This window comes from Streptomyces sp. NPDC056144 (assembly GCF_042264145.1).
GTDB lineage: Bacteria > Actinomycetota > Actinomycetes > Streptomycetales > Streptomycetaceae > Streptomyces.
Genome location: NZ_JBHJVF010000005.1, coordinates 433,421 through 453,122 on the forward strand (window position 1 = coordinate 433,421; position 19,702 = coordinate 453,122).

Consider the following 19,702-nt stretch of genomic DNA (forward strand, 5'->3'; position numbering starts at 1 on the left):
GACGGCCCGTGAAGGGCCGCCCCGCCCGAGGGGGACAGCGGGACCTGACGGAAAATCAGGCGATACGAAGCTCCGCCAAATGCCGCCTGTACCACGGCAGTCCGGAGGCGAGGCCCGCGCCGAACCCCGGTCCGGGGTCGAGCGAGAGCCGGTTCCAGACGCGGCTGGACTCGTAGTAGTGGTCCATGGTGAGCAGGGCGTGCTGATGGGCGGAGAGCTGCGGCAGGGCGCGCGTGGACAGCTCCAGGTGCGCCGAGCGCGGCAGGTCCGCGTCGGGCTGCGGGATGCCGAGGCCCTGGCAGAGCCGGGCCGCGACGGAGCGCAGGGTCACCGGGCGCGGGTGGTTGACGTGGTAGACGCTGCCCCGGTCGGCCGACCAGTCGTCCGACGATGCGAAGACGGCGATCGCACGCGCCAGATCACGGACACCGACGAGGGAGGTACGGGCGCTGCCGCCCTCGGCCCAGACGGGCACCTTGCGGAGCAGCCGGCAGAGCAGCGGAACGAACCACTGGTCACCGGGGCCGTACACGAGATGGGGACGGAGCACGACGCCGCCGCGTTCGAGGACGGTCTGTTCGGCGGCGAGGCGCGAGGCGCTGGCGGCCGACGCCGGGTGGGGCGTCAACTGGCCTTCGGTGGCGCCCCGGTGGGGTCCGCTGCCGTAGACCGACGCGGTCGACACGTACAACATGCGCTCGGTGCCCGCCTGTTGGGCGGCCTGCGCGAGCGCGCGGGTGCCGATGTCGTTGACCAGCGCGCACATCGCGGGGTCGCGGCCGACATAGCTGGCCATGTGGAGGACGGTGTCGACGCCTTCGCAGCAGCCGTCGAGGCTGGCGGGATCGGACAGGTCGCCCGGTACGGCCCGCACTCCGGCTTCGGTCATCCAGCCGGGCAGCGGGCGGCGCGTCAGCACGCGCACATCGGATCCGCGGACGGACCCGGGGGTGGATCCAGGAGTGGACCCCGGGGCGGTGCCGGGTAACGGGCGCAGCAGCTCCCTGACCACCGTGCCGCCGATGAATCCGGTACCTCCGAGAACGAGTATCACGCGTGGCCTCAGCTTGCCGTCAGGTTGACGTGGATCGAGGCGGCGATGGTGCCGCCCTGGGCGAAGTCGACCTTGACCCGCCAGGTGTTCTCCGGCCCGGGGACGGCCTCGCCCGCGGTGATGACGCAGGCCTTGCTGTACTCGACGTACTGCTCGAAGGCACAGTCCATGGCGACGGCCAGGGCGTGGGGCCGTCCGAGGACGGAGAGCGAGGCCTGGCGCGCGGCCTCCATGAGGACGATGCCGGGGATGTGGTCGACCGGGTGGTCGAAGAGCACCGCGTGGTCGGTGTCCGCGCGCAGCGTCCAGGTCCGGTCGACCCCGGTCGCGCCGAGCACGACGTCGGAGTCGAGGTACCGGCCGACGGAGGACGGGGTGACCGGCTCCGGCAGGGCGCGCTGCGGGGTGCTGCCGCAGGCCTCGCCGCGGACCCGGCGGTAGAGCTGGGGCGACATCGCGGTGACGGTCATGGAGCTGGTGCCGACGTGTTCCCCGTCACGCAGGCACTCGATCCGGGCGAAGAACTTGCTGACCGTCCCGCCGCGCAGCTTCACGTCCGAGCACCGCACGTCGAGCAGGACGTGCGCCGGGCGGTCGGTCAGCCGGACGCCGTCCGGCGTGATGTCGTGGCTGCCGTCGCGGTAGAGGAACTGGTGGCCGATGGGCACGCCGTATCCCTGGTGGGAGATGAGCAGCAGCGCCTGCCGGGCCGTCTCGGCGAACAGCATCGGGTCGTGCCAGCGGCGGGCTACCGGCCCGTAGTAGCTGTGGCTGCGGGGCCACTGGGCGCCGATCCGGAAGTGGTCGGGTCCGATCTGGCGGATCCCGGTGACGAAGACCTCCGCGACGCCGGCCCGGTGCACGAGGGTGCGGGGAACGGTCTGAAGGAAGAGGTCGGATTCGTCGGTTATGACGTTCTCTGTCGTTTCGTCCATGCTCGTGATGAGAGTCGCAACGCGCATCAGGGCCCCCCTGGAAGTTGTTTTGTTCATGACAGATACATCGACGAACGGGTCGGTCTGGCAACTTGAGGTGCGGTGGAGCGGTGCGCAGAACAATACCAGTTAGTTGGTTTTTTGCGAGAGGTGAGGGCAAACTTGTTCCCGGGCGTACGCGGTACCCCGCAGGGGGACCATGCGGCGGGGTACGAGCGGACGCACAGGATTCGGAGGTTGTTCGCATGGCCAGGCAGGAACGAGCGGAAGTCACACGGAGTGCCATCCTCGAAGGGGCCGCACGGGCGTTTGAGAAGTCGGGGTTCGCGGGGACGAGCCTGAGCGACATCGTCAGCGAGGCCGGTGTCACCAAGGGGGCGCTCTACTTTCACTTCGCCTCGAAGGAGGAGCTGGCCCAAGCGGTGATCCAGGAGCAGTTCTCGGTGGGGGACGAGCGTCCCGCGGCCGAGCCGCCGGGTGTCCAGACGGTCATCGACCTGGTCCACGACATGGCCGAGCAGCTCCAGGAGAGCGCCCGGGTGCGGGCGGCGATCCGGCTGGTCGTCGACCAGAGCTCGTCGGGAGGGGGGAACGCGGACCCCTACATGCAGTGGATCGACGTCGTCCGCAACTGCCTGGCGCAGGCGCAGGGCCGTGGCGACGTCAAGGCCGAGGTCGACGTGGACGGCGCCGCGACCCTGATCGTCGGCGCCTGGGCGGGCATCCAGCTCACGTCCCAGGTGATGACCGGCCGCAAGGACCTCAGGGAGCGCGCCGTCCAGATGTGGAAGATCATGCTGCCGGGCCTGGTGCCGGTCCGGCGCCTCGGCCGCTTCCGGGCCGAGGGGACCGGCCGGCCCGCGCTCGACGCGGACACGGCCGGCAAGTAGTCGAACCCCCCCGTACCGCGCCTCCCCTCCCCAGGGGCGGTGCGGCCGGATGCGGCTCAGCCCTGGCGGCTGAGCTCCGGCTCCACGCACCCTTCGGGAGGGGAGGTGCGGTACGCGTCGACGACGTCCACCGGCGTGATGGCCGGCAGCAGGACGTCCCACAGGTCGGCGAGCCGCTGCTGGGTCTCGTCGGTCGAGCCGGCCGGCCGCCTGAACCCCTCCAGGGAGAACAGCGTCGCCGAGGCCAGCGCGCACGCCGAGTTCTTCGGTGCCCCCTCCTTCAACTCGCTGCGGTCAGCGGCCAGTTGGAAGTGCTTCTGCGCGGTCTCGTGCCACAGGCTGTAGTGGTCGAACTTCGGCGGCGTCTCCAGCGGCCACTCCCGCAGGAGACGTACCGCCGCACGCGCCACCGGCTCCTCGTGCAGCAGCCGGTTGATTCCGTGGGTGATGTCGATCAGGTGCTGCAGCGGGGAGACGGTCTCCCCGCAGGGCGAGTCCGTCATGACGTCCTCGAACCGTCCCTCGGCGATCTCCATGACGGCCGCCGCCACCTGCTCCTTCGAGGAGAAGTGGAAGTAGAACGCGCCCTTGGACACCCCCGCGGCGCGGGTGATGTCGTCCAGGCTCGTCCCGAAGTAGCCGTTGCGCTCGAATTGCTCGGCCGCGCCGGAGATGATCCGGCGCAGGGTGCGCTCCGCGCGCTCCTGCTTGACCATCGCTGTCCTCCTTAGCATCAGCCCCCGTGCCGTCATTATAAAACCGGTCGAATGGTTTGTGTTTAGAGGTGTGCGGCAACTTCTTTCGCGGATTTCAGCGGAACATCCGCGTCCGCCACCGCCGCGGGCGACAGGAGCGTCCGGGACGCGATCAGCCGCCTCCCCTGCGCCAGGTCACGCGGCCGCCCCACCGACAGCACCGCCACGAGACGGCCCTCCCGCAGCCAGCACACGCTCCACGCCTCGCCGTTCGGGTCCCCCCGCCACAACGTCGTGTCGGCGGCGCCGTGATGCCCCGCGTACTGGACGAACCGGCCGAACTGCTCCGACCAGAAGTAGGGGACCGGGTCGTACGTGAGGTCCGCCGGCCCGCCGTCCTCGGCGGCCACGATCCCGGCCGCGACCGTGCGGGGCCCGTGGAAGGCGTTGTCCCAGTGCTGGACGAGGAGCCGCTCGCCGAAGAGCGCCGAAGGGAAGGAGGCGCAGTCGCCGACCGCGTACACCCCCTCCGCCGAGGTGCGCAGCCGCTCGTCGGCGACGATCTCGCCCCGCTCGCCGAGCGCGATCCCCGACCCGGCGAGCCAGCCCGTCGCGGGCCGCGCGCCGATGCCGACGACGACCGCCCCGGCCGCCACCCGCGAGCCGTCCGAGAGCGTCACCGCACCGGGCTCGACGCCCGACACCCGTACGTCGGTACGCAGTTCGGCCCCGGCCTCGTCGAACCAGCGGGCCATCGGCGCGGCCACCGCCTCCGGCAGCGCCCCGGCCAGCGGCCGGCGGGCCGCCTCCACCACGGTCACCCGGCAGCCGGCCTCCCGCGCCGCCGTCGCGAACTCGGCGCCGATCCATCCCGCCCCGACCACCACCACGTCCTGCCGCGCGTCGAGGACCGGCCGCAGCCGCTCCGCGTCGTCGACCGTCCGCAGCAGGTACACCCCGGGCCGCTCCTCGGCCCCCGGCAGCAGCACGGGCTCCGCGCCGGTCGCCAGGACCAGCGCCTCGTAGGCGAGCGGCCCCTCGGAGGTGTCGACCTCGCGGTCCCCGGGGCGCAGCCCCTTGGCCTCGACGCCGAGGAGGAGCTCGATGCCGAGCTCCTCGTAGTCGAACGCGAAGGTCGGGTCGCCGTCCTTGCCCTGGAGCACCGACTTGGACAACGGCGGGCGGTCGTACGGCCGGTGACGCTCCGCGCCCACCAGCCGGATCCGCCCGGCGTACCCCTTCTCGCGCAGGGCGACCGCGGTCTGCACCCCGGCCACTCCCGCGCCGACGACGACGACGCCCGCGCCGGCTCCCGCGCCGGTTTCCGTGCCGGACGCCGCCTCTGTCGTTGCTCCTGCCACCTGGTCCTCCTCAGCCGTTCGCCGAGTCCACCCGGACTCGTGTGGGCACTCATCGTCGCGGACGGGTGCGGGCGGGCTCCATCTCCCGGGCCAGGTTCAGGGGGCCGGTAGGGGGTGTCCGGGCAAGCGGCGGCTACCTAGCGTCATCAGTGGCGCGGACAGGTGCGGGGATCGGCAGCGACGGCGATCCGCCGCCACGAGGATCCATTGCGACGAAGGCGAGGAAGGCCATGGCCCGCGAGTCGGAGTCGGGACTGCCCATCGAGCCGGTCTACGGGCCGGAGACGCTCGACGAAGGCTGGGACCCGGCGCAGAAGCTGGGAGAACCCGGCAGATACCCCTTCACCCGGGGTGTGTACCCGTCGATGTACACGGGCCGTCCGTGGACGATGCGGCAGTACGCCGGGTTCGGTACGGCGACGGAGTCGAACGCCCGCTACAAGCAGCTCATCGCCAACGGCACGATGGGCCTCTCGGTGGCCTTCGACCTGCCGACGCAGATGGGCCACGACAGCGACGCGGCCATCGCCTCGGGCGAGGTCGGCAAGGTCGGGGTCGCGATCGACTCGATCGACGACATGCGCGTGCTCTTCTGCGGCATCCCGCTCGACGAGGTCTCCACCTCGATGACGATCAACGCCCCCGCCGCCCTCCTGCTCCTCCTCTACCAACTCGTCGCGGAGGAGCGGGGGATCGCCGCCGACCAGCTGACCGGCACGATCCAGAACGACGTCCTGAAGGAGTACATCGCGCGGGGCACGTACATCTTCCCGCCGAAGCCCTCGCTGCGTCTGATCGCGGACATCTTCAAGTACTGCCAGGCCGAGATCCCGAAGTGGAACACCATCTCCATCTCGGGCTACCACATGGCCGAGGCCGGCGCCTCGCCCGCGCAGGAGATCGCGTTCACCCTGGCCAACGGCATCGAGTACGTCCGCACGGCCGTCGCCGCCGGCATGGACGTCGACGACTTCGCCCCCCGGCTCTCCTTCTTCTTCGTCTCGCGCACCACGATCCTGGAGGAGGTCGCCAAGTTCCGCGCGGCCCGCAGGATCTGGGCGCGGGTCATGAAGGAGGAGTTCGGGGCGAAGAACCCCAAGTCGATGATGCTGCGGTTCCACACGCAGACGGCGGGCGTGCAGCTGACGGCCCAGCAGCCCGAGGTCAACCTCGTCCGCGTCGCCGTCCAGGGCCTGGCCGCCGTCCTCGGCGGCACGCAGTCCCTGCACACCAACTCCTTCGACGAGGCCATCGCCCTCCCGACGGACAAGTCGGCCCGCCTCGCCCTCCGTACGCAGCAGGTCCTCGCGTACGAGACCGACGTCACGGCCACCGTCGACCCCTTCGCGGGCAGCTACGTCGTCGAGAGGATGACGGACGAGGTCGAGGCACTCGCGGTCGAACTCATGGGGAAGATCGACGAGATGGGCGGCGCGGTGGCCGCGATCGAGTGCGGCTTCCAGAAGGCCGAGATCGAGCGGAGCGCGTACCGCATCGCCCAGGAGACCGACAGCGGCGAGCGGGTCGTCGTCGGCGTCAACCGCTTCAAGGTCGACGTCGAGGAGGCGTACGAGCCGCTGCGCGTCGACCCGGCCATCGAGCAGCAGCAGGCCGAGCGCCTCGCCAAGCTGCGGGCCTGGCGCGTGCAGTCGCGGGTCGACGACGCGCTCGCCCTGGTCAAGAAGGCGGCCGCCGGGGACGACAACCTCCTCTATCCGATGAAGGAGGCCCTGGAGGCCCGCGCCACGATCGGCGAGGTCTGCGACGCGCTGCGCGAGGTCTGGGGCACGTACGTCCCCGCCGACGCGTACTGATCCCCACCGACGCGTACTGATCCCCACCGAATCCCGCCCACCCCGAAGGAGCACAGAACAGTGGACAGCCCGCCCCGGATCCTGGTCGCCAAGCCCGGCCTCGACGGTCACGACCGCGGAGCCAAGGTGATCGCGCGGGCGCTGCGCGACGCCGGCATGGAGGTCATCTACACCGGACTGCACCAGACGCCCGAGCAGATCGTGCACGCCGCCATCCAGGAGGACGTCGACGCCATCGGCATGTCCATCCTGTCCGGCGCCCACCTGACCCTCTTCCCGCGCGTCCTCGAACTGCTGCGGGAGCGCGACGCCGCCGACATCACCGTCTTCGGCGGCGGGATCATCCCCGACGCGGACGTCGAGCTGCTCCTGGAGCAGGGCGTGGCGGCGCTCTTCACGCCCGGCACGCCGATCGAGCGGGTCGTGAGCTGGGTCAGGGAGCGGACGGCGAGGGTCCCGGCGTGACCGGCCGCCGCGCGCTCCAGCGCGCCCTCGCCCGGTGCCGCTCCGGCTGCTGGAGCGTCGTACGGGTCCTGGGAGTGGTGGTGCCCTGAGGACTACTCGACGACGAGCTCGACCGCGATGTTGCCGCGGGTGGCCTTGGAGTACGGGCAGAACGCGTGGGTCTTCTCCAGCAGGGCGAGGCCGGCCTCGCCCTGGAGGTGGTCCGGGAACTCGGCGCGCATCACGACCGCGAGGCCGAAGCCGCCGTCCGCCGCGTCCTTGCCGATGGAGACCTCGGCGGTGACCGAGGCCTCGGAGACGTCGATCTTCTCCTGGCGTGCCACCACGCCCATGGCGCTGGCGAAGCAGGCCGCGTACCCGGCGGCGAAGAGCTGCTCGGGGTTGGTGCCCTGACCGTTGCCGCCGAGGGCCTGGGGGTGGGCGAGGGGGAGGTCGATGTGGCCGTCGGAGCTGACGGCACGGCCCTCGCGGCCGTTGGCGGTGGCGACGGCGGTGTAGATCGCGTCCATGGGGTGACATCCGTTCTGTCGGGAGGAGTGCTACGTCATTGATAGCGCACGATTCAGTTGTGCACAACTCAATCGCGCGTGGCAATCCTCGCGTACCCTGGACGCATGGAGACGACGGAGGCGACGGAGGCGACGGAGGTCACGGAGATGACGGAGACGCTCGACACGGTCCCGGACGCGGAGTTCCTCCGCCTCGACCACCAGATCTGCTTCTCGCTGCACGCCGCGACCCGCGCCTTCAACGGCGTCTACCGCGAGGCCCTCAAGGAGCTCGGTCTCACCTACCCCCAGTACCTCGTCATGCTCGTGCTCTGGGAGCACGGCGAACTGCCCGTGAAGGGCATCGGTGAGCGGCTCCGGCTCGACTCCGGCACCCTGTCCCCGCTGCTCAAGCGGCTCGAAGCGGCCGGTTACGTGGAGCGGCGGCGCAGCCCCGAGGACGAGCGGTCCGTCACCGTGCGCCCGACCGCCGAGGGCACCGCGCTCCGTGGGCGCGCCCTCGGCGTCCCGCGCCGCATCGCCGCCGCGACCGGCCTCGCGCTGGACGAGATCGTCGACCTCCGGCAGCGCCTCGACGCCCTCGCCACCCGCCTCGACGCCGTCGACGCCGAGTCGCTCGCCGCCTGTGTCGAGTCCAAAACGTAAGGAGCGCGAGCAGAGATCACTCCTATACTCGGACGATGTCCGAGATCACCGTCAGGCGCGCCACCGCCGACGACTCCAAGCGGCTCACCCGGCTCGTCCGGACCTCGGCCGCCTACCGGGGCGACTACGCGCCCATGGTCGAGGGGTACCAGGTCGGCGCCGCGTACATCGAGCACCACGAGGTCCACGTCGCCGTCGACGGCACCGGTCGCGTCCTCGGCTTCTACGCCCTGCTCGTCGACAGGCCCGACGAGGCCGAGCTCGACCTCGCCTTCGTCGCCGACTCCGCCCAGGGCCTCGGCATCGGCCGTCTCCTCATCGAGCACATGACCGCCCGCGCCGCCGCCCACGGCCTCGACTCCGTCCGGGTCGTCGCGCACCCGCCGGCCGAGGAGTTCTACCTCCGCACCGGCGCCGTCCGCACCGGGACCGTCCCGCATTCCGGACGGATCCACTGGGACCGCCCCGAAATGCGGTACGACATCGTATGACCGCCACCCAGGACCAGCCGCCCAAGGAGCACAAGGAGCGGAAGGTCTTCGCCGACCTGACCCCGCTGCGCACCTCCGCCGACTTCCGCCGCCTCTGGTTCGGCGGCACCGTCTCCTGGGTCGGCCAGGGCATGACCTCGCTCGCCGTCTCCCTCCAGGTGTACGAGATCACCCGCTCGCCGTTCTCGGTCGGGCTCGTCGGCCTCTTCTCCCTCGTCCCGCTCGTCGCCTTCGGCCTGTACGGCGGCGCCATCGCCGACACCGTCGACCGCCGCAAGCTCGGCCTGTACAGCGCCTGCGGCTCCGCCGCCCTGTCGGTCGCGCTCGCCACCGCCGCCTTCTCCGGCCTGCGCAGCGTCTGGTTCCTGTACGGGATCGTCGCCCTCCAGGCCGTGTGCGCCGCCCTCATCTCGCCCGCCCGCAGCTCGATGATCCCCCGGCTCCTGCCGCCGGAGCAGCTGCGCGCCGCCAACGCGCTCAACTCGATGGTCATGACCTTCGGCACCCTCGTCGGGCCGAGCCTCGGCGGCATCATCGTCGGCGTGGGCGGCTTCCAGGCCGCGTACACGATCGACGCCGTCGCCTTCTCCGCGAGCCTCTACGCGATGTGGCGGCTGCCGTCCATGCTCCCGGAGCGCAAGGGGAGCAAGCGGGCCTCCGTCCTCGACGGACTGCGCTTCCTCGCCACCCGCCCCAACCTGCGCATGACGTTCTTCTCGGACTTCTGCGCGATGATCCTCGCCCACCCCCGCGCCCTGTTCCCGGCCATCGCCGTGCTCTGGTTCGGCGGGGACGCGAAGACCACCGGACTCCTCGTCGCCGCGCCCGCGTTCGGGGCGCTGCTCGGCGGGGTCCTCTCCGGCTGGCAGGGCCGTATCCGCCACCACGGGCAGGCGATCCTCCTCTCCGTGGCCTGCTGGGGCACCGCCGTCGCCGCCTTCGGCCTCACCCGGAACCTCTGGGTCGGCCTGCTCCTGCTCGCCGTCGCGGGCTACTCGGACACCGTCTCCATGATCTTCCGGAACACGATGATGCAGGTCGCGGCCCCGGACGAGATGCGCGGCCGGCTCCAGGGCGTCTTCATCGTGGTCGTCGCGGGCGGGCCCCGGCTCGGGGACTTCCTCGCGGGCTCCGTCGCCGACCTGACCTCCCCGGCGGTCGCGATCACCGGCGGCGGCCTCGCCTGCGTCCTCGCGATCGGTGTCCTCGCGCTGTACGGACGCGGTTTCCGCCGGTACGACGCAGAGAACCCCACTCCGTGAGGCGAGGTCCGGTTTCACCCCGAACCCACCGTCCTGGCCTGGCGGTTGACCGCCACGGCGGCTAACCGCCAGCGGTAACGGGAGTCAACTCCCGCCCCACAGGCCAAGACTCCTCGCGGCACCCGGAAACACCCCCTACCCCGGGTCCGCGAGGAGTTGCGTCGATGACGTCGAGGACCACCCCCTTCGGCAGAGGGAAGGCCGGGCTGCTGGCAGCCGCTGTCTCCCTCGTGATGCTCTCGGCCGGGCAGACCGCCGCCGCGCCGGGCACCACCACAGCCGTTCCCGCCGCCTTCACGGGCCCCGGGGCGGCCGGCACCACCGTCACCCTCGTCACCGGCGACCGCGTCACCCTCACCGAACTCGGCGACGGACAGCGGACCGTCACCGTCGACCGGGCGAAGGGCGCCACCGGCGCGATACGCAGCCAGGTCACCGACGGCCGGGTCACGGTGATCCCCGACGAGGCCCGCCCCTACCTGGCCTCCGGCGCTCTCGACCCGCGCCTCTTCGACGTCACCGGCCTCGTCGAGCAGGGCATCACCGGCGACCTCCCGCTGATCGTCACGTACCCGGCCGCCGCGAGGTCCAGGGCGGCGGCGGCCCCGCGCGGCACCGAGACCGTCCGCGCCCTCCCCAGCGTCGGCGGCGCCGCCGTCACCGCCACCGACCCGGCCGCCTTCTGGAGCGCGTTCACCGCGCCGAAGGCCCGTACCGCCGCCCTCGCCGCCACCCCCGCGAAGGTCTGGCTCGACGGCCGCGTCGAGGCCGACATGGCCGCGTCCAACGCCCAGATCGGCACCCCGAAGGCATGGGAGGCCGGGCTCACCGGCAAGGGCGTCAAGGTCGCCGTCCTCGACACCGGCGCCGACCTCACCCACCCCGACCTCGTCGGCCGGATCGCCGAGACCCGCTCGTTCATCGAGGGCCAGGAGGTCGCCGACCGGGACGGCCACGGCACCCACGTCACCTCCACCGTCGGCGGCTCCGGCGCCGCGAGCGACGGCAAGGAGAAGGGGGTCGCCCCCGGCGCCACCCTCGCCGTCGGCAAGGTCCTCAGCGACGAGGGCTCCGGCACCGAGTCGCAGATCATCGCCGGCATGGAGTGGGCGGCCAAGGACGTCGACGCGAAGATCGTCTCGATGAGCCTCGGCTCCCGCGAGCCGAGCGACGGCACCGACCCCATGGCCCAGGCCGTGAACACCCTCTCCGCCGAGACGGGCGCCCTCTTCGTCATCGCCGCCGGCAACTCCGGCGCCCCCGGCTCCATCGGCTCGCCCGGCGCCGCCGACTCCGCGCTCACCGTCGGCGCCGTCGACTCCGCCGACGAGGCCGCCTACTTCACCAGCCAGGGCCCCCGCGCCGGCGACCAGGCCCTCAAGCCCGACCTCTCGGCGCCCGGCGTCGGCATCCTCGCCGCCCGGTCCCAACTGGTCGCGGGCAGCGGCTCCTACACCTCCATGAGCGGTACGTCGATGGCGACCCCGCACATCGCCGGCGTCGCCGCGCTGCTCGCCGAGAAGCACCCCGACTGGACCGGCGCCCGGCTCAAGGACGCCCTCATGTCCTCCGCGAAGACCCTCGACGCCTCCGCCTACGCCCTCGGCGCCGGCCGCGTCGACGTCCCCGCCGCCCTCGACGCGACCGTCACCGCCACCGGCTCCGCCGACCTCGGCTTCGCCTCCTGGCCGTACGAGGAGAACGCGCCGGTCACGAGGACCGTCACCTACACCAACGCCTCCGACGCGCCCGTCGAGCTGACGCTCGCCGTCGAGGGCATGCCGGCCGGGGTCGCCACCCTCGCCGACAGCGCGCTCACCGTCCCCGCCCACGGCACGGCGAGCACCACCGTGACCGGCGACGCCACCAAGGCCCCCGTCGGCCAGTCCTCCGGCCGGATCACCGCCACCGCCGCCGACGGCACCGCCGTCGCCCGCACCGCGCTCGGCCTGGTGAAGGAGGAGGAGCGCTACACCCTCACCGTCCACGTCAAGGACCGCGACGGCGCTCCCACCTCCGCCTTCCTCGGCATGAAGAAGCTGGAGAAGGGCGCCGAGCCGTTCCCCGGCACCGTCGGTGACTCCGGCACCGTCACGCTGCGCCTCAAGCCCGGCACGTACACCGTCGACACCTTCCTCGACGTGCGCGGCTCCCACGGCGCCGACTCCCTCGGCCTCGGCTTCCTCGCCGCGCCCGAGGTCGTCCTCGACCGCGACCGCGAGATCACCTTCGACGGCCGCCGGCTCCGCGAGATCCGCGCCGAGGTCGAGAAGCGGACCGAGACCCGCCAGCTCCTCATGGAGTACGACCGCGAGGCGAACGGCACCGCCTACACCGACATCGTGCAGGTCCCGCCGCTCTACGACTCGCTCTTCGCCGCCCCCACCGCCCCCGTCGCCCACGGCACCTTCGAGTACCGGACCGTCTGGCGCCTCGGCAAGCCGCTCCTCGAAGCGTCCGTCGACGACGTCCGCCTCTCCGACGCCACCCCGCAGAGCGGCGCCACCCTCCTGGAGGGCCGGCACCGGCTCCGCCTCGTCGACGCCGGGAACGGAGCCCCCGACGCGTACACGGGCAGGAACGTCACCGGCGCGGCCGTCCTCGTCCGCCTCACCGAGGGCGCCGACCCGACGCGGCTCGCCCAGACCGCCCAGGACGCGGGCGCCAAGGCCCTGTTCGTCACCGACGACCAGCCCGGCCGCCTCATGAAGTGGTTCGGCACCGCCGACTACGAGGACCGCCCGCTCGCCGTCGCCACCGTCAACACGGCCGACGCCCGCCGCCTCGCCGAGGGAGCCGCCGACGGCGAGCGCGTCGCGCTCGACGGCACCCGCTTCACCCCGTACACCTACGACCTCTCCGAGGGCCACCCCGGAGCCCTCGGCACCGACCTCGTCTTCCGGCCCGACGAGGACGAACTCGCCACGATCCGCTCCACGTTCCACGCGCCGACCAGGCGCGCCGAGCTCGGCGGCGAGTTCCGCTACTCGCTCACCGACACCTTCCCGGTCGGCGTCGGCTTCAAGGAGTGGATCGCCTTCCCCGCCGAGCGCGTCGAGTACGTCTCCACCGGCACCGGCCAGCGCTGGCACGAGTCCGTCGACCTCGGCGACTCCCTGGAGGAGCGCGGCGGCCGGTCCGTCTACCGGGGCGGAAGCCGTGTCGACCTCGACTGGTTCGGCCCCGTCTGGCACCCCTGGCTCGGCACCGGCCTCGGCTGGGGCCAGCAGCGCACCGGCAACGACCTCCGGTTCAACACCCCCGGCTGGGGCGACTCCGGCACCGACCACACCGGCTTCGGCAACGTGTGGAGCGACCCGACGATGACCCAGTTCACCGAGGTGTACGTGGACGGCGTCCGCGTCGACCGGAAGAAGAGCTCCGGCGCCTACGCCTGGGACGCCCCGGCGGAGGAGGCGACCTTCAAGGTCGTCACCGACACCGCCCTCGACCGGGACCGCTGGCGGCTCGCCACCAAGGGCCACACCGAGTGGACCGTCCGCTCGGCCGAGACCCCGGCCGACAAGGTCACCTACCTGCCGATGCTCAACCTCGGCTTCGACCTGGACACCGACCTCCACGGCGACGTCCGCGCCGGAAGCCGCCTGCCCGTACGGACCTTCGCGGAGTACGTGAAGGGCGCCACCGGCACCGGGACCGTCACCGGCGGCACCCTGGAGGTCTCCTACGACGAGGGCACCACCTGGAAGAGGGTCGCCCTCACGCGCTCCCCGCGGGGCGCCTCCTGGAGCGGTGAACTCCGGATCCCGGCCGGCGCGCCCTCGGTCTCGCTGCGCGCGGGCGCGAGCGACGACCGGGGCGGCACGGTGACGCAGGAGCTGATCCGCGCGATCGGCGTGAGGTAACCCACGAACGGAGGCCGGACCCCGTGAGCCGGGGCCCGGCCTCTCCCTTTCCCTCAACTCGTCGACGGAAGCGACTTCTTGAGGATCTTCCCCAGGTCGTTGCGGGGGAGCGCGTCGAGGTAGCGCACCACCCGGGGCCGCTTGTGCGGGGCGAGCAGCGCGGCCACGTGGTCCGCCAACTCCGCCTCGGCGGGCGGCTTCTCCGCGTCCGCCGGCACCACCCAGGCCACGATCCGCTCGCCCAGGTCCGGATCCGGCTCGCCCGTGACGGCGGCCTCCGCGACCCCCGGGTGGTCGAGCAGCGCGTTCTCGATCTCACCCGCCCCGATCTTGTACCCGCCGCTCTTGATCAGGTCGGTCGCCTTCCGCCCCACCAGCCGCACGGTCCCGTCGGGCTCGCGGACCGCCATGTCGCCGGTGCGGAACCAGCCTTCGTCGAAGGCGGCGGCCGTCGCGTCCGCCCGGTTCAGGTAGCCGGAGAAGAGGTTCGGCCCGCGCACCTGCACCTCGCCGACCGTCTCCCCGTCGAGCTCCCCGTACACGGACCCGTCCTCGTCGACCAGGCGCAGCTCCACGCCCGCGAGCGGCACGCCGACCGTCCCGGGGCGCGGTCCGCCGCCCGGCAGCACGCTCGTGTTCATGAGCGTCTCGGTCATCCCGTACCGCTCGACGACCGTCCGGCCCGTCGCCGCCGCGATCCGCTCGTGGTCGTGGAGCGGCAGCGCCGCCGACCCCGACACGAGCAGCCGCGCCCCGGCGAGCGCCCCGGCGAGCCCGGCGTCCTCGTCGAGGGCGTCGGCGATCCGGTGGTACATCGTCGGTACGCCGAACAGCATCGTGCCGCCCCCGGCGCCCAGCTCCCGGGCCACGCCCTCCACCGAGAACGCGCCCAGGTGCCGGACCTCGCCGCCGCGCCGCAGCGGGCCGAGGATCCCGAGGATCAGACCGTGGACGTGGAAGAGCGGCAGGGCGTGCACGAGGACGTCGTCGGCGGTCCACGACCAGGCCTCGGCGAGCGCGTCGAGGGAGGCGGCGACGGCCCGCCGGGAGAGGACCACGCCCTTCGGGGGGCCGGTGGTGCCGGAGGTGTAGACGACGAGGGCGGGCGCCTCGTCGTCCTCGGGCTCGGTGGCACCGAGAGCGGCCCCGTCGGCGGGGGACAGCTCCACGTCGATCCGGGGGAGACCCGCGAGCCCCTCCGGAAGCACGTCCTCCGGCCCCGCGAGCACCGCCCCCGGCGCGCTGTCGGCCAGGATGTGCGCCAGCTCCCGCCCGCCCGTGCGCGGATTCAGCGGTACGGCGGGCACGCCCGCGAGCAGCGCGGCCACGACGGCGACCGCCGTGCGCGCGCTCGGGGTGGCCCAGACGGCGACCCGCTCCGTACGCGGCAGCCGGGCCGCCAGGGCGCCGGCCGCGCGGGCCAGTTCGCCGTACGTCAGCGTGTCCGTACCGCAGCGCAGGGCCGGCCTGCCGCCGCTTGTCGCGGCCGTCAGGGCGGGGAAGAGCGCACTCACCGGTCGTACTCCTCGGGTCTCGTGGACAAGGGTCTGCCTGAGAGGGTGTCTCGCCCGAGGAATTCTGCCCGCCTGTCAGGGAGTTCGCGCTGTGATCTTCGCCGTCTCCGGTGCCTCGTCCCCGCCCGGCCGGATCCCGCGCATCCGCCCGTACGCGTACACGCAGCCGGCGAGCGCCAGGTCGGAGAGGAGCATGAAGCTGATCGAGTACGAGTCCTTGGCGCTGTAGATCGCGCCCATCACCAGCGGCGGCACGAAGCCGCCGAGGCCGCCCATCGCGCCGACGATGCCGGTGACGCTGCCGACCTGGGCCTGCGGGGTGACCTGGGAGACCAGCGCGAAGACCGAGCCGCTCGCCGTGCCGAGACCGGCGGCCATGACGAGCAGGGCGATCGTGCCGCCCGGGTTCAGCTTCGGGTCGAAGGCCTGGACGATCGCGAACAGCGCGACCACACCGAGAGCGAAGGCCGTCACGACCGCCGGGTGGATCCGGTCCGAGAGCCAGCCGCCGATCGGCCGGAAGACGACGGTGACCAGGGCGAACCCGGCCGCCTTGGTGCCCGCGTCGGTGGGGTCGAGCTCGTACCAGGTCTTCAGGTACGTCGGCAGGTAGACGCCGAACGCGACGATGCCGCCGAAGCCGATCGCGTACAGCGCCGACAGCTCCCAGGTCACCCGCAGCCGCCCGGCCGAACCGAGGCGCGTCGCCAGGGAGGCGGTGGGGACGGGCCGGTCGGGGCGGTCGGTGATGAGGAGGGCGGCGAGGACGGCGTACACGGCGAGCGCGATCGCCACCACGACGAACGGGAGGTTCTCGCCGTGCTTGGCGATCCGGGGCGTGAAGTAGCCGGAGAGCGCGACACCGCCCATGCCCATGCCGAAGACGCCGAGCGCGAGACCGCGCTTGGCGGGCGGGAACCAGGAGTTGACCAGCGGGATGCCGATCGCGAACGTCGTGCCGCCGAGACCGAGGAGGAAGCCGACGACCAGCATCAGGCCGTAGCTGTCCTTGGCGACGATCAGGAGGAGCACGGGGATGATCGTCAGCGCCGAGACCAGCGGGAACATGAGCTTCGCGCCGTACTTGTCGGTCAGCGCGCCCGCCGGCACGCGGCCGACCGAGCCGACGAGGACGGGCACGGCGACGAGCAGCGACTGCTGGAAGGAGCTGAGTTCGAGGCGCTCTCCGTACCAGCTGGCCAGCGGGGCGATCAGGTCCCACGCCCAGAAGGTGAGCATGAAGCCGACGGTGGCCATCACCAGGTTGCGGTAGGCCGCCGCGGTCGGGGGCTTGGTCTCGGTGTCCACCCCTCCAGTCAAGATCGGGGCGGGGGGAGCGGCGCGCGCTGCTACGCCGTACGGGTCTCCTCGTCGGCGCTCACGGCCAGGTCACGACGGCCGGCGGGGTCCCGTCGTCCTCCACCCGCAGCCGTACGCCCCCGTCCCCGGCCGTCACCTCGACCGAGATCGCCCCGACCCCGGCCCGGCGGTGGGCCGCCGCGAGCGCCCCGCGCAGGGCGGCGAGCAGCCGGTCGGCCCCCTCCTCCTCCACGAGCGTGTCCACCGCGCCGGAGAAGTGCACGGACGGCTGGAAGCCGAGCAGCACCGCCGCCCCGCCGGTCTCGCGCAGGACCCGGCCCCGGAAGGAGGTCGGCGCGTCCGCCGGGGGCTGCTGGAGGGCGAAGATCGTCGTCCTGACCTCCTGGATCGTCGAGTCCAGCTCGTCCACGGCCTTGCCGAGCAGCGTGTCCTCGTCGGAGGAACCGGCTGCCCTGCGCCGGGTCGACTCCAGCATCATCTCCGTCGCGAACAGCCGCTGGACCACCAGGTCGTGCAGGTCACGGGCGATCCGGTCACGGTCCTCGTACACCGCGAGCCGCTCCCGGTCCTGCCGGGCGTCGGCGAGGACGAGCGCGAGCGCCGCCTGCGAGGCGAACTGCGAGGCGAGCAGCCGGTCCACCGCCGTGTAGGGCGCGCCGCCGCGCCGCCGGGGGAGGGCGAGGGTGCCGATGAGCTTCCCGCCGCTCTGGAGCGGCAGCATCATCGACGGGCCGAACCGGGACCGGACGTGGGTGGTCATCCGGGGGTCGGTCGACGAGTCCTCCACGAAGACCGGCTCGCCGCCGAGGAGCTGTTCGAGGACGGGGGAGCCGGGCGCGATCGTCGTGCCGATCAGGTCGCCGGGGTCGTCGTTGGTCGAGGCGGCGACGATCTCCATCCCGCCCTCGGCGGTGGGCTGGAGGACGACCCCGGCCGAGGCGTCGGCGAGGATCCGGGCCTGCTCGGCGACGGTCATCAGGGCGTTCTCGGCGGACTCGCCGGTGAGGAGCGCGGTGGTGACCGCCGCCGCCCCCTCGATCCAGCGTTCCCGCTGCCGGGTCGCTCCGTACAGGCGGGCGTTGCCGATCGCGATGCCCGCCTGGGAGGCGAGGACGCGGAGGAGCGCCAGGTCCTGCTCGGTGAAGGGGCCCGTCCGCTTCTCGGTGAGGTAGAGGTTGCCGAAGACCTCGGTGTGCACCCGGATCGGGACGCCGAGGAAGGAGCGCATCGGCGGGTGGTGCGCGGGGACGCCGGAGGAGCGCGGATCGGCCGTCAGGTCGTCCAGCCGCAGCGGCCGGGGGTCCTTGATGAGCACGCCGAGCAGCCCGGTGCGGCCGTCGGGGACGTGTCCGACCCTGGCCACCTCCTCGTCGGTCATGCCCGAGGTGTAGAAGCCGGTGAGGTGGTCGTGCTCGGGGTCGACGACCCCGAGCGCCCCGTAGCGCGCGCCGGTCAGCTCGGCGGCGGAGTCCACGATGTGCTGGAGGGTGGCGCGGAGTTCGAGGTCCGTGCCGACGCTGAGGACCGCTTCGAGCAGCAGGGGAAGACGGGGGTCGTCCTCATCCAAGATCGTCATGGTCCCATTGTCATATGAATCGGTCGATTCGGGCGGTGGTGCGGCCGGTGTGCCCCAGGGGGTGTCTCGCCGAGACGCCCCCTACTCCACCTCGGCGAGCGGATTCCGCACCGACAGCGGGTCGAGGGTCATCGGCTGCACCTTGCCCTCCAGCATCGCGCCGAGCCCCAGGACCGCGCACACGTCCGGCCGTTCGGCGATGTGCACCGGCATGCCCGTCGCCTCGCGGAGCATCTGGTCGAGACCCGGCAGCAGGGCGCTGCCGCCGACCATCATGATGCCCCGGTCCGCCAGATCGGCCACGAGGTCCGGCGGGCAGTCCCGCAACACCTTCCCGATGCCGTCGAGGACGGCGGTCAGCGGTGTGTGGATGGCCTCGCGCACGGCGGCGGTGTCGACGGTCACCGAGCGGGCCAGGCCCGTCGCCACGTCCCGGCCGTGGATCTCGGTGGACGCCGGACCCTGCGGGGTCAGGCCGTTGCCGCTCAGGGCGAGCTGGAGCGGCCGCACCGACTGGCTGGGCAGCATGAGCTCGTGGTGGTGGCGCAGGTGCTGGATGACCGCGTGGTCGATGGCGTCGCCGCCGATCGGGATCCGCTCGGCGGTCACGATCGCCCCGAGCGACAACACCGCGACCTGCGTGGTCGCCGCGCCGCAGACCATGATCATGGTGGCGGTCGGCTGCTCCACCGGCAGCCCGCACCCGACGGCGGCGGCGATCAGGGTGTCGACCAGCTCCACCCGGCGCGCCCCGAGCCCCACGAGGGTCTCCACGGCGGCGCGCTGGGCGAGCGGGTCGCTGTCGTGCGGGGTGCAGGCGGCCGCGCGCAGCCGGGGCTTGCGGCGCAGCTGGCGACGGAGCTTCTCGCCGAGCAGGTGACGCAGCATCCGCTGCGCCATCTCGATGTCCACGACGGTGCCGCCGGAGACTGGTCGGGCGACACGGATGTAGTCGGGCGTACGGCCCGTCATCTTCTCGGCGAGCGCGCCGACGGCGATCAGCGCGCCGGTACGGGTGTTGACGGCGGCGACACTCGGCTCGTCGACGACGAGGCCGGCGCCCTTGACGAAGACCCGGGTGCGTGCGGCTCCCAGGTCGACGGCGACATGGCAGCGGCGCAGCTGGTCAAGGCTGACGGTCACGGCGGATCCTCCGGAATGCGGTGCTGGCACGGGCGAGGTGTTTCGCGTTGCGCGGTCCTGCTTCGCATGGTGCGACCAGTTGGCGCCGCGCGCGCGTTGGAGTGAGCCGCTAGGGGGCGTCTTGCCGATCAGGCAAGACGCCCCCTAGGGGTTCGTGGCAGC

Annotated in this window: 16 protein-coding genes; 7 read left to right on the plus strand and 9 right to left on the minus strand. The window is 72.5% G+C overall.

Translation table 11 applies throughout. The features are described from left to right. Positions 1-55 precede the first annotated feature (55 nt). Positions 56-1,054 carry an NAD-dependent epimerase/dehydratase family protein gene (locus tag ACFC0Z_RS18540; RefSeq protein ID WP_376438761.1) on the minus strand — a complete coding sequence of 333 codons (999 nt, stop codon included), beginning with the start codon at positions 1,052-1,054 and terminating at the stop codon, positions 56-58. 8 nt (positions 1,055-1,062) lie between these two features. Then, on the minus strand, positions 1,063-1,989 hold the full coding sequence (locus tag ACFC0Z_RS18545) for a ScbA/BarX family gamma-butyrolactone biosynthesis protein (RefSeq protein ID WP_376438763.1): 927 nt from the start codon (positions 1,987-1,989) through the stop codon (positions 1,063-1,065). A 245-nt stretch (positions 1,990-2,234) separates the two neighbouring features. On the opposite strand from ACFC0Z_RS18545, the gene ACFC0Z_RS18550 reads away from it, so the two are divergent. After that, positions 2,235-2,879, plus strand: a complete 645-nt coding sequence (locus ACFC0Z_RS18550) for a ScbR family autoregulator-binding transcription factor (RefSeq protein WP_376438766.1) — start codon at positions 2,235-2,237, stop codon at positions 2,877-2,879. 56 nt (positions 2,880-2,935) lie between these two features. On the opposite strand, the gene ACFC0Z_RS18555 is transcribed toward ACFC0Z_RS18550, so the two are convergent. Beyond that, a complete protein-coding gene (locus tag ACFC0Z_RS18555; RefSeq protein ID WP_376438769.1) occupies positions 2,936-3,595 on the minus strand; it encodes a ScbR family autoregulator-binding transcription factor in 660 nt (219 codons plus the stop codon). A gap of 62 nt (positions 3,596-3,657) precedes the next feature. Beyond that, positions 3,658-4,935 carry an NAD(P)/FAD-dependent oxidoreductase gene (locus ACFC0Z_RS18560; protein WP_376438771.1) on the minus strand — a complete coding sequence of 426 codons (1,278 nt, stop codon included), beginning with the start codon at positions 4,933-4,935 and terminating at the stop codon, positions 3,658-3,660. Between the two features lie 230 nt (positions 4,936-5,165). Here ACFC0Z_RS18560 and ACFC0Z_RS18565 point away from each other — a divergent pair, with 230 nt between their 5' ends. Together ACFC0Z_RS18565 and ACFC0Z_RS18570 are read left to right on the plus strand one after the other, a co-directional pair. Next, on the plus strand, positions 5,166-6,749 hold the full coding sequence (locus tag ACFC0Z_RS18565) for a methylmalonyl-CoA mutase (protein WP_376438773.1): 1,584 nt from the start codon (positions 5,166-5,168) through the stop codon (positions 6,747-6,749). Between the two features lie 60 nt (positions 6,750-6,809). After that, positions 6,810-7,214: a cobalamin B12-binding domain-containing protein gene (locus ACFC0Z_RS18570; RefSeq protein WP_376438776.1), complete on the plus strand. Its 405-nt coding sequence runs from the start codon at positions 6,810-6,812 to the stop codon at positions 7,212-7,214. 92 nt (positions 7,215-7,306) lie between these two features. On the opposite strand, the gene ACFC0Z_RS18575 is transcribed toward ACFC0Z_RS18570, so the two are convergent. Next, positions 7,307-7,723, minus strand: coding sequence for an organic hydroperoxide resistance protein (locus ACFC0Z_RS18575; RefSeq protein ID WP_360802837.1), 417 nt, complete (start codon positions 7,721-7,723; stop codon positions 7,307-7,309). Positions 7,724-7,870: 147 nt separating this feature from the next. Here ACFC0Z_RS18575 and ACFC0Z_RS18580 point away from each other — a divergent pair, with 147 nt between their 5' ends. The 4 genes from ACFC0Z_RS18580 (at position 7,871) to ACFC0Z_RS18595 (ending at position 13,987) form a co-directional block, all read left to right on the plus strand. Further along, positions 7,871-8,368 carry a MarR family winged helix-turn-helix transcriptional regulator gene (locus ACFC0Z_RS18580; RefSeq protein WP_376439151.1) on the plus strand — a complete coding sequence of 166 codons (498 nt, stop codon included), beginning with the start codon at positions 7,871-7,873 and terminating at the stop codon, positions 8,366-8,368. Positions 8,369-8,403: 35 nt separating this feature from the next. Further along, entirely contained in the window at positions 8,404-8,859 is a 456-nt protein-coding gene (locus ACFC0Z_RS18585) for a GNAT family N-acetyltransferase (RefSeq protein WP_376438779.1), read from the plus strand. After that, positions 8,856-10,121 carry an MFS transporter gene (locus ACFC0Z_RS18590; RefSeq protein ID WP_376438782.1) on the plus strand — a complete coding sequence of 422 codons (1,266 nt, stop codon included), beginning with the start codon at positions 8,856-8,858 and terminating at the stop codon, positions 10,119-10,121. Before ACFC0Z_RS18585 ends, ACFC0Z_RS18590 begins: the two co-directional genes overlap by 4 nt. 164 nt (positions 10,122-10,285) lie before the next feature. Then, positions 10,286-13,987, plus strand: coding sequence for a S8 family serine peptidase (locus ACFC0Z_RS18595; protein ID WP_376438785.1), 3,702 nt, complete (start codon positions 10,286-10,288; stop codon positions 13,985-13,987). Between the two features lie 53 nt (positions 13,988-14,040). Here the strand turns inward: ACFC0Z_RS18595 and ACFC0Z_RS18600 are convergent, their stop codons facing one another. From ACFC0Z_RS18600 to ACFC0Z_RS18615, 4 genes are all read right to left on the minus strand, one after another. Further along, positions 14,041-15,501 carry an acyl-CoA synthetase gene (locus tag ACFC0Z_RS18600; RefSeq protein WP_376438788.1) on the minus strand — a complete coding sequence of 487 codons (1,461 nt, stop codon included), beginning with the start codon at positions 15,499-15,501 and terminating at the stop codon, positions 14,041-14,043. A 75-nt stretch (positions 15,502-15,576) separates the two neighbouring features. Next, on the minus strand, positions 15,577-16,758 hold the full coding sequence (locus tag ACFC0Z_RS18605) for an MFS transporter (protein ID WP_376439154.1): 1,182 nt from the start codon (positions 16,756-16,758) through the stop codon (positions 15,577-15,579). A 121-nt stretch (positions 16,759-16,879) separates the two neighbouring features. Beyond that, entirely contained in the window at positions 16,880-18,397 is a 1,518-nt protein-coding gene (locus ACFC0Z_RS18610; RefSeq protein ID WP_376438790.1) for a GAF domain-containing protein, read from the minus strand. A gap of 81 nt (positions 18,398-18,478) precedes the next feature. Continuing rightward, the gene (locus tag ACFC0Z_RS18615; RefSeq protein ID WP_376438793.1) at positions 18,479-19,540 is read right to left on the minus strand and encodes a rod shape-determining protein; all 1,062 of its coding nucleotides are present in this window, start codon (positions 19,538-19,540) and stop codon (positions 18,479-18,481) included. Positions 19,541-19,702 lie beyond the last annotated feature (162 nt).

Coding starts and splice junctions, on each gene's coding strand:
- ACFC0Z_RS18545 (WP_376438763.1), bottom strand. CDS start 1,989: ATGGACGAAACGACAGAGAACGTCATAACCGACGAATCCGACCTCTTC.
- ACFC0Z_RS18550 (WP_376438766.1), top strand. CDS start 2,235: ATGGCCAGGCAGGAACGAGCGGAAGTCACACGGAGTGCCATCCTCGAA.
- ACFC0Z_RS18555 (WP_376438769.1), bottom strand. CDS start 3,595: ATGGTCAAGCAGGAGCGCGCGGAGCGCACCCTGCGCCGGATCATCTCC.
- ACFC0Z_RS18565 (WP_376438773.1), top strand. CDS start 5,166: ATGGCCCGCGAGTCGGAGTCGGGACTGCCCATCGAGCCGGTCTACGGG.
- ACFC0Z_RS18575 (WP_360802837.1), bottom strand. CDS start 7,723: ATGGACGCGATCTACACCGCCGTCGCCACCGCCAACGGCCGCGAGGGC.
- ACFC0Z_RS18580 (WP_376439151.1), top strand. CDS start 7,871: ATGACGGAGACGCTCGACACGGTCCCGGACGCGGAGTTCCTCCGCCTC.
- ACFC0Z_RS18585 (WP_376438779.1), top strand. CDS start 8,404: ATGTCCGAGATCACCGTCAGGCGCGCCACCGCCGACGACTCCAAGCGG.
- ACFC0Z_RS18590 (WP_376438782.1), top strand. CDS start 8,856: ATGACCGCCACCCAGGACCAGCCGCCCAAGGAGCACAAGGAGCGGAAG.
- ACFC0Z_RS18595 (WP_376438785.1), top strand. CDS start 10,286: ATGACGTCGAGGACCACCCCCTTCGGCAGAGGGAAGGCCGGGCTGCTG.
- ACFC0Z_RS18605 (WP_376439154.1), bottom strand. CDS start 16,758: ATGGCCACCGTCGGCTTCATGCTCACCTTCTGGGCGTGGGACCTGATC.
- ACFC0Z_RS18610 (WP_376438790.1), bottom strand. CDS start 18,397: ATGACGATCTTGGATGAGGACGACCCCCGTCTTCCCCTGCTGCTCGAA.